The 12,224-nt window shown below is 68.3% G+C and carries 7 protein-coding genes; 4 read left to right on the top strand and 3 right to left on the bottom strand.

What is annotated here, in order from left to right; all coding sequences use genetic code 11:
- Window positions 1–8 precede the first annotated feature (8 nt).
- The 4 genes from J1902_RS05640 to J1902_RS05625 all read left to right on the top strand — a co-directional run bounded on the left by J1902_RS05640 (window position 9) and on the right by J1902_RS05625 (window position 7,671).
- Window positions 9–1,097: a fatty acid desaturase family protein gene (locus J1902_RS05640; protein WP_207615270.1), complete on the top strand. Its 1,089-nt coding sequence runs from the start codon at window positions 9–11 to the stop codon at window positions 1,095–1,097.
- A gap of 87 nt (window positions 1,098–1,184) precedes the next feature.
- On the top strand, window positions 1,185–2,150 hold the full coding sequence (locus J1902_RS05635; protein WP_207615269.1) for a quinone oxidoreductase family protein: 966 nt from the start codon (window positions 1,185–1,187) through the stop codon (window positions 2,148–2,150).
- A 213-nt stretch (window positions 2,151–2,363) separates the two neighbouring features.
- Entirely contained in the window at window positions 2,364–6,272 is a 3,909-nt protein-coding gene (locus J1902_RS05630) for a Pls/PosA family non-ribosomal peptide synthetase (protein ID WP_207615268.1), read from the top strand.
- 10 nt (window positions 6,273–6,282) lie between these two features.
- On the top strand, window positions 6,283–7,671 hold the full coding sequence (locus J1902_RS05625) for a M1 family metallopeptidase (RefSeq protein ID WP_207615267.1): 1,389 nt from the start codon (window positions 6,283–6,285) through the stop codon (window positions 7,669–7,671).
- A gap of 22 nt (window positions 7,672–7,693) precedes the next feature.
- On the opposite strand, the gene J1902_RS05620 is transcribed toward J1902_RS05625, so the two are convergent.
- Genes J1902_RS05620 through pheS form a run of 3 tightly spaced genes read right to left on the bottom strand, consistent with a single transcriptional unit; the run spans window position 7,694 to window position 12,050 of the window.
- Window positions 7,694–8,425: a 4'-phosphopantetheinyl transferase family protein gene (locus J1902_RS05620; protein WP_307794379.1), complete on the bottom strand. Its 732-nt coding sequence runs from the start codon at window positions 8,423–8,425 to the stop codon at window positions 7,694–7,696.
- Between the two features lie 17 nt (window positions 8,426–8,442).
- Window positions 8,443–10,986, bottom strand: a complete 2,544-nt coding sequence (gene pheT, locus J1902_RS05615; RefSeq protein ID WP_207615266.1) for a phenylalanine--tRNA ligase subunit beta — start codon at window positions 10,984–10,986, stop codon at window positions 8,443–8,445.
- A gap of 2 nt (window positions 10,987–10,988) precedes the next feature.
- Window positions 10,989–12,050, bottom strand: a complete 1,062-nt coding sequence (pheS, locus tag J1902_RS05610; protein ID WP_207615265.1) for a phenylalanine--tRNA ligase subunit alpha — start codon at window positions 12,048–12,050, stop codon at window positions 10,989–10,991.
- Window positions 12,051–12,224: the final 174 nt, after the last annotated feature.

Raw genomic sequence — 12,224 nt, 5'->3', positions numbered from 1 at the left:
AACCATATATGGCACCCACTTCCACCGCTGAGCGCCCGAGAATCCGCGCCATTCAGCCAAACCCGGTTGTCCACAGCTATTCCGAACTGCTCAAGAAGGTCCGTTCGGAAGGGCTCCTGGAGCGCCGCAGCGGCTTCTACATCTGGGTCTTCGTCGCCCTCATGCTGCTCATGGCCGGAACCTGGCTCGGCTTCGCCATGCTGGGTGACTCCTGGTACCAGTTGCTCATCGCGGCCGCGGTGGGCATTTTCTGCACGCAGCTCAGCTTCCTGGCCCATGAGGCCGGGCACAAGCAGATCTTCGCATCCCGCCGTGCCAACGACTGGTCCGCGAGGCTCCTGGCCACCGGGATCGCCGGCATCAGCTACTCCTGGTGGGAACAGAAGCACGGCGCCCACCACAACCACCCCAACGTCATCAACAAGGACCCGGACATCCGGAACAACGCCCTGGTGTTCCACACCGAGGCCGCTGCCGCCCGGCATGGACGGCTGGCGTTCCTGACCCGGAGGCAGGGCTGGTTCTTCTTCCCGCTGCTCGCGTTGCTGGGCATCAGCCTCCAGTTCGACTCCCTCCGCTTTGTCTTGGGCCGTGAAAAGGTGCGCCACCGCTGGGTGGAAACGCCCATCCTGCTGGCCAGGCTCGCAGCCTTGCCGGTACTCGCTTTCACCTTTCTTCCGATCGGCATGGCCTTCGCCTTCCTCGGTGTGCAGATCACGGTGTACGGCTTCTACATGGGCGCCTCGTTTGCCCCCAACCACAAGGGCATGCCGGTACTGCCCGCCGACAGCCGCGTTGACTTCCTCAGCCGCCAGGTCCTCACGTCCCGCAACATCTCCGGCGGACGCTTCATGGACTTCCTGCTGGGCGGCCTGAACCGGCAGGTGGAGCACCACCTCTTCCCGGACATGGCCCGCCCGCAACTGCACCGCGCCGCCGGCATTGTGCGCGAGTTCTGCGCCACCCACTCGATCCCCTACACGGAAACCACGCTGATGCAGTCCTACGGCATCGTGGTCCGGTACCTCAACGAGGTGGGGCTCTCCGCGGGCCGCGGATTCGACTGCCCTGTGGCCTCCACGCACGGGCGCCGCTGACTCCTGGTTGGACAACACAGGCGGCGTGCTCCCTAGGATGGTGGGTGACCCGGGCTCCGGAAAGACCGTCCCGGAGAAGGAGACCCCATGATGCACGCCATCGTTGCCTGGCAGTCCGGAGGACCTGAAGTCCTCGAACTCACCGAGACGGAGATCCCGGCCCCCGGCCCCGGCCAGCTGCTGCTCAAGGTGGCCGCCGTCGGCGTCAACTTCATCGACACCTACAAGCGCGGCGGCATCTACACAGTCGGCTACCCCTTCGTCCCCGGCTCCGAGGCGGCAGGCACCGTCGAGGCCATCGGCGACGGCGTGCTGGACTTCCACGTCGGCGACCGCGTCGCCACCGCCGAAGGCGACAACTGCTATGCCGGGTACACGCTGGTGGACGCCGACAAGGCACTCCCGGTGCCCGACGGCGTCGACGACCACACAGCGGCCGCACTGCCGCTGCAGGGCATCACTGCGCACTACCTGATGAATTCCTCGTTCCGCGTGGAGCCCGGCCACACTGTGCTCACCCACGCCGGCGCCGGCGGTGTGGGACTGCTCCTGATCCAGCTCCTGAAGGCCCGCGGGGCACGCGTCATCACCACCGTCTCCTCGGACGAAAAGGAAGCCCTGGCCCGCGAAGCCGGGGCGGATGAAGTACTGCGCTATGGCGGCTTCGCCGACAAGGTCCGCGAACTCACCGACGGCCAGGGCGTCCACGTGGTCTACGACGGCGTCGGCAAGGACACCTTTGACGACTCGCTGAAGAGCCTGCGCATCCGCGGCTCGCTGGTCCTGTTCGGGGCCGCCTCCGGGCCTGTGCCTCCCTTCGACCCGCAGCGGCTCAATTCCGGCGGCTCGCTGTCCATCACCCGCCCCACCATGGCGCACTTCCTGCAGAACGCCCAGGAACGGCGCTGGCGCTCGACGGAAATCTTCGACGCCGCCGCCAACGGCACACTCAAGGTTCGGGTCGGCGCCACATACCCCCTGGCCGAGGCAGCCCAGACCCACCGCGACCTTGAGGGCCGGCGCACCACCGGCAAGGTCCTCCTGCTGCCCTGATTGATTCACGGCGGGTCCACTCCAATGCAATGCCCATCCGGCGTTGGGCCTCACGACGTGAAGCCCAACGCCGGATGTCGTCAAGTGGACGCGCAGACGAACACAACATGAACCCGGGTGAACGCGGGACACCTTTTGTTCACCTTGAACGGCCATGCTGACGACGTGAGCAAGGAACAACGGGACCAGGCGGATCGATCGGATGTACGGACCATGCATCTGCCCCAACTGCCGGGTGCCGCAGCAGCACCGGCCGAACGAACCCTGATCGGGATCCTCGAGGAGACCGCAGGCGCGTTCCCCGAAGCCTCCGCGCTCGACGACGGCCACAAGTCCCTGAGCTACGTGGAACTGCTGCTCGCAGTGCGCAGGTTCGCTCGGACGCTCCACGCAGCAGGCCTGGGGAGCGGCGACAAAATCGGCGTGCGCATCCCGTCTGGCACCAACGAGCTCTACATCGCCATCCTGGGCATCCTCATGGCCGGCGCCGCCTACGTCCCTGTTGACGCGGACGACCCCGAGGAGCGGGCCCGCTTGGTCTTCGGGGAAGCCCAGGTTGCCGCCATCATCCGGGCCGGGCTCCGCCTCGACATCGCCGGCGAACACCGCGGACCCCTCGTGGAACTTCGGAAGCCGGGCCTGGACGACGATTCCTGGATCATCTTCACCTCCGGATCCACCGGAACGCCGAAAGGCGTCGCGGTGCGGCACCGCTCGGCTGCCGCCTTCGTTGACGCGGAGGCGCGGCTGTTCCTGCAGGCCGAGCCAATGGGACCGCAGGACCGTGTCCTGGCCGGACTGTCCGTCGCGTTCGACGCCTCCTGCGAAGAGATGTGGCTGGCCTGGCGCCACGGCGCGTGTCTGGTTCCCGCACCCCGCGCCCTGGTCCGGACCGGCATGGACCTGGGGCCCTGGCTCATCAACCACGGCATCACCGTGGTCTCCACCGTGCCCACGCTGGCGGCCCTGTGGCCAGCCGAAGCCCTGGACAACGTCCGCCTGCTCATCTTCGGCGGCGAAGCCTGCCCTCCCGAGCTCGCCGAGCGGCTCGCCGTCGAGGGCCGGGAAGTCTGGAACACCTACGGTCCTACCGAGGCCACTGTGGTCGCCTGTGCGGCGCCGCTTGGCGGACCCGGCCCCGTGCGGATCGGGCTGCCGCTGGACGGCTGGGATCTCGCCGTCGTCGATTCCGACGGCGTTCCGGTCGCCGAGGGTGAGACCGGCGAGCTGATCATCGGCGGCGTCGGGCTGGCCCGCTATCTGGACCCCGCCAAGGACGCCGAAAAGTACGCCCCCATGGAATCCCTGGGCTGGGAGCGGGCCTACCGCTCGGGCGACCTGGTGCGGTACGAGAGCGCCGGGCTGGTGTTCATGGGCCGTGCCGACGAGCAGGTCAAGCTGGGCGGGCGCCGGATCGAACTTGGCGAGGTCGACGCCGCGCTCCAGGCCCTGCCCGGCGTCGCCGGCGCCGCGGCAGCCGTGCAGACCACGGCGGCGGGCAACCAGATCCTGGTGGGCTACCTCGCCCCGGCAGACGGTGCCGCACTTGACCTGGCCGCCGCGCGCGAACTCCTGGCCGGGAGCCTGCCCGCGGCGCTCATCCCGCTGCTCACTGTGGTGGAATCCCTGCCCACCAAGACCAGCGGCAAGGTGGACCGCCATGCCCTGCCGTGGCCCTTGGCCGGCGCCGCTGCCGCTGCGACCGGCGAGGCCCCGCTCAACCTGCCCGACGACGCCCGCTGGATCGTGGAGCAGTGGGAAGCCGTGCTCGGCAGCCCGGTCACTTCCCTCGACGCCGACTTCTTCGCCTATGGCGGCGGATCCCTGGCCGCGGCGCAGCTCGTCTCGGCGCTGCGCGTGCGCTACCCCACGGTGACGGTGGCGGACATCTACGCGACCCCGCGCGTGGGAGCCCTCGTGGACACGGCCCGGCAGTCGCTGCCCGACGGCGGGATCCCCGGCCCTGCGGCAGAACGCACCGTGCGTCCGACCGCCGTGAAATCCCAGCTCTTCCAGATCCTCATGGGGGTCCCGCTGCACATCCTGGTGGGAATGCGCTGGCTCACCTACCTGATGGCGGCCAACCGCCTGCTGGCCGACTTTGCCGGCTTCTCCGCTGCCCCGGCCGTTTCCTGGTGGTGGATCGGCGCCTCCTGGCTGGTGTTCGTCAGTCCCCTGGGCCGCATGGCCATCTCCGTCGCGGCAGCCCGCCTGCTCCTGCGCCGCGTCCTGCCCGGAACGTATCCGCGGTCCGGCAAAGTGCACTTGAGGCTCTGGCTCGCCGAGCAGATCCAGGACCTCTCCGGCGCCATCGGCCTGGCCAGTGCCCCCTTCGTGCCCTACTATGCCCGGGCCCTGGGGGCTAGGATCGGCCGGGACGTTCACCTGCATTCCCTGCCCCCGGTCACCGGATTCCTCTCGCTCGGCAGCGGCTCCAGCGTTGAGCCGGAGGTCGACCTATCCGGCTGGTGGGTCGACGGCGACCTCGTGCACATCGGCCGGATCCATGTCGGGGCCGGGGCCGTCGTCGGCGCCCGGAGCACCCTGATGCCGGGCGCAAGCATCGGCGCCGGCGCCCACGTCGAGGCCGGCTCCGCCGTGCTCGGCAAGGTCAAGGCCGGGCACTTTGTGGCTGGCTCCCCCGCCGAACGCCGCGGCAAGGCCAAGCACGACTGGCCCGAACAGCCCGCCAGCCGCGCACTGGTGAACCGCCTCTGGTTTGGCATGTTCGCAGCAGCGTCCGGGCTCCTGGCCCTCATCCCCTATGTGTCCGCCTTTGCCGGAGCCTTGGTGGTGCTCGCGTTCATCCAGGGCCGCGAATCGCTCCAGAACGCCCTGCCGCAGTTCCTTCCCGCCCTGCCGTTGGCCGCGCTTGCCTGGTTCTTCGGCAACATGCTGCTCATCCTGGCCGTGGCCCGGCTGCTGGGACTGGGCCTGAAGGAGGGCCATTACCGGGTCCGCAGCCGCATCGGCTGGCAGGTCTGGGCTACGGAGCGCCTCCTTGACCTGGCCCGGGACCTGCTCTTCCCCATCTACGCCAGCTTGTTCACCCCTGTGTGGCTGCGGCTGCTCGGCGCCAAGGTGGGCCGCAATGTGGAGGCCTCCACGGTGCTGTTGCTCCCCCGCATGACGACCATCGGCGACGGCGCGTTCCTGGCTGATGACACCATGGTGGCCTCCTATGAACTCGGTGGCGGCTGGATGAAGATCGCCCCCGCCAAGATCGGCAAACGCTCCTTCCTGGGCAACTCCGGCATGACGGCCGCCGGGCGCAACGTGCCCAAGAACTCCCTCGTGGCCGTGCTGTCGGCCACGCCGGCCAAGGCCAAGTCCGGCACGTCCTGGCTGGGCAGCCCGCCCGTCAGGCTGCGCCGCACCGCCGTCGACGCCGACCAGAGCCTCACCTTTCAGCCGTCCCTGCGGCTTAAAGTGGCCCGCGCCCTCTGGGAACTGTGCCGTCTGCTGCCCGTCGTCCTGACGGCAGGCATCGCGGTGGGCGTCATGCTGGCCCTCGACTGGATCGCCGGCGCTTCCGCGTACTGGGTGGCGGCGCTGCTGTGCGGCGCTGTGATGCTGGCCGCCGGAACGGTAGCGGCGCTCAGTTCCGTTGCGGCGAAGTGGCTCCTGGTGGGGACCATCCGGGCCGGGGAACATCCGCTGTGGAGCTCATTCATCTGGCGCAACGAGGTAGTGGACACCTTCATTGAAATGGTCAGCGCCCCCTGGTTTGCCCGTTCGGCGGCAGGAACCCCCGCGATGGTCTGGTGGCTGCGGGGCCTCGGAGCCAAAATCGGGCGCGGCACCTGGTGCGAAAGCTACTGGCTGCCCGAGGCCGACCTCGTCACGCTCGGGGAAAACTCCACCGTCAACCGGGGCTGCGTCGTCCAGACCCACCTCTTCCACGACCGCATCATGAGCATCGACACCGTGACGCTGGGCAACGGCGCCACGATGGGGCCGCAGGGGGTCATCCTCCCCGCCGCCAGCATCGGTGCGGGCGGCACCGTTGGTCCGGCGTCGCTGGTCATGCGCGGCGAAACCGTACCGGCAGGGACGTACTGGATGGGAAATCCCGTGAGCCCATGGGAGGGTCCGGCCACAGCAGCGGCCGGAGCCAAGTAGATTGAACTTCATGACACCGAGGGACGAATCCAGCACCGGGACCGCCGCCACACCCACGGTTTCCTACCCGACCGCTGCCCATGCTGCAGACCCCTATACGCTCGACCACGGCAGCACCGCCTACCGCGTGGACCGCTACGAACTGGAGCTGGACTGCCGGCTGGGCAGCAACAAGCTGATCGGCCGGGCCGTGCTGCGCTGCGTCGCCTTGAAGTCCACCTCGCAGCTGATTCTCGACCTCGTGGGACTGAAGGCGTCCAAGGTCCAGCTGGATGGCACGAAGATCCAGAAGTTCAGCCAGCGCGTCGGGCACCTGGTGGTGGCACTTCCCTCGATGATGGAGCCCGGCCACGCATTCACCCTGGAGGTGCGCTACGAGGGCAACCCGCAGCCTCGGAGGGGCCTGTGGGGCGATGTCGGCTGGGAAGAACTCAACGACGGCGTGCTGGTGGCCGGGCAGCCGAACGGCGCCGCGTCCTGGTTCCCGTGCAACGACCACCCTCGGCACAAGTCGAGCTTCCGGATCGCGGTGACCACCGACGACAACTACCGGGCGGTGTGCAATGGCAGCCTCGTCTCCCGGACACGCAAGTCCAGCCGCGAGACCTGGACCTACGAACACGCCGAGCCCATGTCCACGTACTTGGCCACCGTGCAGATCGGCCGCTACGAGCTGGTGGCGCTGAACCCCGAGAACCCGCACCACAGGGTCCGCCAGTTCGCGGCGGTGTCCAGGGGGCTTGAAGGGGCGGCGCGCAAGGGTCTGCGCCGCCAGCCGGACATGATGCGCACCTTCGAAGAATGCTTCGGGCCCTACCCCTTCACCGAGTACACGGTCGTAGTGACCGAAGACGAGCTGGAGATCCCGCTCGAGGCACAGACGCTGTCCATTTTCGGCCGGAACCACATGCGCGACGAATGGGAGGCCCAGCGGCTGATCGCGCACGAACTGTCGCACCAATGGTTCGGAAATTCGCTCACGGTGAGCAGCTGGAAGGACATCTGGCTGCACGAAGGCTTCGCCTGCTACGCCGAGTGGCTGTGGTCGGAAGAATCGGGCACCATGCCCGTGGCCGACCGTGCCCGGGCGGCCTGGAAGAAACTCAATGCCTCGCCGCAGGATCTGAAGGTCGGGGACCCGGGACCGGATCTGATGTTCGATGATCGGGTCTACAAGCGCGGCGCCCTGGCCGTGCATGCCGTCCGTTCTGCCGCCGGTGACGCCGCGTTTTTTGCCTTCCTGCAGCAGTGGACCACGGAGAACCGGCACGGTTCGGTGTCCACCGAGGAGTTCATCGCCGCGGCTGACGCCGCTGTGCCGGGACTCGACGCCGCCGCGGTCCTGGCTCCGTGGCTGTACGAGTTCGCCTTGCCGGCCCTGCCGGCTCTGCCCGCCTAAACCCGGTCAGCCCGGCGCCGGATCAACCCAGCGCCAGCGCGGCCACGAGTCCGGACGGCGGCCTACCCGCGATGTGCAGGGACGGCCCGGGGCTTGCAACGTCCACGGCTGCAAGGTCAAGGCCTGCCAGATCAAGGTCCGTGAGTCCGGGCCGGTCCAAGACATCCAGGCCGGACGGGTCTGTCCGGAGCCCGTCTCCTGTCATCTTGAGCCAGGCTTCCTTGCGTGCCCAAAGCCTGGTGCGCTGGAACGCGCGCTCCGGTTCCCGGGAGTTACCCAGGAAGTCCTTCTCCCCCGCTGTCAGCGCGACGCCGTCGAAGCCTTCGAACCCGGTCTTTGCGGTGTCCTCAAGGTCGACGCCCAGCCGCATGCCCGGGTCAGGATGCACGACGGCGGCGAGCAGCACCCAGCCGGCCGCTCGGGAGGCGCTGAGCAGCAGCGGTGCGGGGCCGCCGTCGAGCAGGTAGCCTGGCCGCCCGTGGGCGATCCCCGGCCCCTCGCCGCACTGCGGGCAGGAGTAAGAGGCAACCAGCGACGACGGCGGGACGCCCAGGAGGCTGCCCGCGAAGTCCAGCTGGGCAAGCCGCCCGGCCAGGAATGCCGCAGCGGCGCCCGCGTTCATGACCCGAGCGCGCGAGAGTTCCGCCGGAGACAGCAAATCAGCCGCCATGCGGCGCATGGCGGCTGATCCTGCTGCGGTCGCAGCGGTGTGCTGGACGGGCAGGGGCTGGAGCCGAAGCGCCAGCCCCTGCACGGGACCGTTGTGGTTCGTCAGCGCTGGACTGCCCCGAAGCGCTCTGCGGCGACGGCGACGGCGGCCTCGCGGGCCTCCGATGCTTCGTCGGCCGTCAGGGTGCGGTCCGCGGCACGGAAGCGCAGGCCGAAGGCGAGAGACTTCTTGCCGTCCTCGATGCCGGTTCCCACGTAGACATCGAACAAGGCGACGTCTTCGAGGAGTTCGCCGGCACCTTCGCGCAGGGCCTCAAGCACGGCGTCCGCCGGGACATCCTGGGGCACCACGAGGGCGACGTCCTGGGTTGCCACGGGGAAGCCCGAGATGTGCTTGGCCACGATGACGTCCGCGGCGGCTTCGAAGAGCGCGTCCGCGTTGATCTCGAGGGCCACCGAGCGGGCCGGCATGTCGTGGGCGGCCAGCAGCTTCGGGTGCAGTTCGCCGGCGTAGCCGACCACTTCGCCGGAGCGCAGCGCCAGCTGGGCGGCGCGGCCGGGGTGGAAGGCCTGGTGGCTGCCTTGGCTGGCCACGAGCTCCACGCCAAGGACATCGCCCATGAGCCGGGCAAGATCCAGGGCGTCGGCCCAGTCCCAAAGCCGCGGCTTGTGGCTGGCGGCGGCCGGTGAATCATGGCCGGTCAGCACGGCGGCGAGGTGCAATGGCTGGGCCGGGACGCCGTCGTACAGTCCGTCAAGAACCTCATCGGCAGGCTTGACGCCCAGCGGCGGGATCGACTCCGTGCCCAGCTTCTCGCCCGGGAGGAAGACCAGGCCGGCTTCGTAGATGGCCAGGTCGCGGAAACCGCGGGAGTGGTTGCGCCGGGCCACTTCGATCAGGCCGGGCAGCAGGGACGTGCGCAGGTAGCCGTGTTCCTCACTGATCGGGTTGGCCAGCTTCAGGGCAGGCCGTGCAGCCCCCTCCTCGGCCACGCCGAAGGTGTCGTTGGCCGCCCTGGAAACGAACGGGTAGGCCAGGACCTCGGTCAGCCCGGCGTCGGCCAAAGCCTGCACCAGGCGGCGCTTCTGCTGCTGCGCACGGCTCAAGCCGCGGCCCGGAGGCGCCACGGGCAGAGTAGCCGGGATGTTCTCGTAGCCCACCAGGCGCGCGATTTCCTCGGAGAGGTCATCCTTTGTTTCCAGGTCACGGCGCCAGCTCGGAGCCGTGACGAGGTAGCCGGATGCGGTCTTCTCGACGGCGCCACCCAGGTCCTCGAGGCAGCCGGTGATCTGCTCCTCGGTGAAGTCGATGCCGATCCGGGAAGCGGCGTAACCGGCGGGCAGCTCGATCGTAACGGCGTCGGGAGCGGTCCCGACGTCGGTGCCTGCCTCGTCGGCGGTGCCGCCGGCGAGCTCGACGAGCAGGTCCACGACCCGCTGCGCGGCAATGCCGGCGAGCTGCCAGTCCACACCGCGCTCGAAGCGCTTGGACGCCTCGGAGGGCAGCTTGTGGCGGAGACGCGCGCGCGCGATCGAGACCTCGTCGAAGTGCGCAGCCTCCACCAGGATGTTCGTGGTCGAATCGGACACCTCAGAAGTGGAACCGCCCATGACGCCGGCGATGCCGATCGCACCGGAGCTGTCGGTGATCAGGAGGTCCTCGACGTCGAGGGTCCGCACCTTCTCGTCGAGGGTGGTGATCTTCTCCCCCGCCACGGCACGGCGGACCACGATGTCGCCCGAGAGCTTGTCCAGGTCATAGCAGTGGTTCGGCTGGCCGAGCTCAAGCATGACGTAGTTGGAGATGTCCACCGGCAGCGAGATCGAGCGGACGCCGGCAAGGCGCAGCCGCGAGGACATCCACGGCGGGGTGGGGCGGGTGGCGTCCACACCGCGGACCGTGCGGGCCACGAAGCGGTCACAACCGGGCTTGCCGTAGATCGGGGCATCGTCGTTGAGCTTGACGCCGTACCCGCCGGACAGTTCCGCGGGCGCCTGCACCTTGGAGGCCGGATCCGTGAAGGCCGTGCCGGTGGCGTGGGCGTACTCGCGGGCCGCGCCACGGATCGAGAAGGCGTAGCCGCGGTCCGGGGTGACGTTGATTTCGGCAGCCTCGTCGTAGAGGCCAAGCAGTTCCATGGCGTCGGAGCCGATCTCCGGATCCAGTCCGATCCGCGAGAGCACCAGGATGCCGTCGTGGTCTTCGCCGATGCCGAGTTCACGTACGGAGGCGATCATGCCGGCGGACAGGTGCCCGTAGGTCTTCCGGGCCGAGATGTGGAAGTCGCCGGGCAGCACGGCACCGGGCAGCGTGACAACCACCTTGTCGCCTTCCACGAAGTTGTGGGCACCGCAGATGATGCCCTGCACGCCGGAGGGGTCGATGCCCTTCCCTGTGAGGGTCTGTTCCTGCCCTTCGGGGACAACGCGGACCTGGCACCAGTTGATGGTCTTGCCGTTGGACTGCGGTTCCTTGACCAGGCTCAGGACCTGGCCCACCACGATCGGACCCTTGAGGGCGTCCGTGGGGCGGTGAACTGCTTCTTCTTCAAAACCGACCTTGACGAGCTCCGCCATGACGTCTTCGGCCGTTGCATCGGCCGGAACCTGCGCGAATTCACGCAGCCAGGAAAGTGGGATACGCACTGTTAGATCTCCATCCCGAAGTGCTCGCTGAAACGTACATCGCCTTCGATCATGTCGCGCATGTCGCCGACCTCGTTGCGGAACATGAGCGTGCGCTCAATGCCCATCCCGAAGGCAAAACCTGAGTAGATATCCGGGTCGATGCCGGCTGCCCGCAGGACATTGGGGTTGACCATGCCGCAGCCGCCCCACTCGATCCAGCGCGGACCGCCCTTGGCGCCGGGGTGCCAGATGTCCAGTTCCGCGGAAGGCTCGGTAAAGGGGAAGTAGTTCGGGCGCAGCCGGATCGAGGCCTCGTCGCCGAACATCAGCCGGGCGAAGTGCTCCAGCGTGCCGCGCAGGTCTGCCATGCTCAGGTTCTTGTCGATGGCCAGGCCCTCGAACTGGTGGAACACCGGCGTATGGGTGGCATCGAGTTCATCGGTGCGGAACACCTTGCCGGGGCACAGCACGTAGATGGGCACTTCGCGTTCCAGCATGGAACGGACCTGCACCGGGGAGGTGTGCGTGCGCATGAGCAGGTGTGCCTCGGGGGGCTCCACGAAGAAGGTGTCCTGCATTTCGCGGGCCGGGTGGTCCGGCTTGAAGTTCAGGGCATCGAAGTTGAACCACTCGGATTCGACCTCGGGCCCCTCGGCGATTTCCCAACCCATGCCGACGAAGATGTCCGCAACACGGTCCTGCAGCGTGGACAGCGGGTGGCGGGCACCGGCACGGCGACGCCGCGGTGCGGCCGTGACGTCAACCGTTTCCTCGACCAGGATCCGTGCATCGTTTTCGGCCTCGAGCACGCTGGTCCGGGCGGCCAGCGCCTGGTTCACGCGGCCGCGGGAGGACCCCATGATCTTGCCGGCCGCAGCCTTGTGTTCCTTGGCCAGCCCGCCGATTTCGCGGTTGGCAAGGCTCAGCGGCGACTTCTCGCCCGTGTGGGCGAGGCGGACGGCCTTGAGTTCTTCGAGGGAGGAAGCCGCGGCAATCGCGGCAACGGCATCCTCAACGGCTGCGGTGATGGCGGCCTCATCCAGCGGATTCGGGATGGCAGCGCCTGGCAAAGTGTCAGTCATCTACTGTTCTTAGCTACGAGTCGGGAATGGCCCAATAAAGGCCTTCAAAACGAAAGGGCAATGCTCGCCGGGGATTCCGGCGGGCATTACCCCTCAGTCTAGTTGAACGGTTCCGCTGCGATTTAACCTGTGACGGCACCATTGGCACCGCAAGCGCACGACGGCGGATCCCGC

It is taken from the genome of Arthrobacter cavernae (assembly GCF_017368795.1).
Classification (GTDB): domain Bacteria; phylum Actinomycetota; class Actinomycetes; order Actinomycetales; family Micrococcaceae; genus Arthrobacter; species Arthrobacter cavernae.
This window is presented reverse-complemented; position numbering and strand designations above follow the sequence as displayed.

Excerpts from the sequence above, each read along its gene's own strand:
- pheS (WP_207615265.1), bottom strand. The coding sequence starts at position 12,050 with ATGACTGACACTTTGCCAGGCGCTGCCATCCCGAATCCGCTGGATGAG.
- J1902_RS05635 (WP_207615269.1), top strand. The coding sequence starts at position 1,185 with ATGATGCACGCCATCGTTGCCTGGCAGTCCGGAGGACCTGAAGTCCTC.
- J1902_RS05625 (WP_207615267.1), top strand. The coding sequence starts at position 6,283 with ATGACACCGAGGGACGAATCCAGCACCGGGACCGCCGCCACACCCACG.
- J1902_RS05640 (WP_207615270.1), top strand. The coding sequence starts at position 9 with ATGGCACCCACTTCCACCGCTGAGCGCCCGAGAATCCGCGCCATTCAG.
- J1902_RS05630 (WP_207615268.1), top strand. The coding sequence starts at position 2,364 with ATGCATCTGCCCCAACTGCCGGGTGCCGCAGCAGCACCGGCCGAACGA.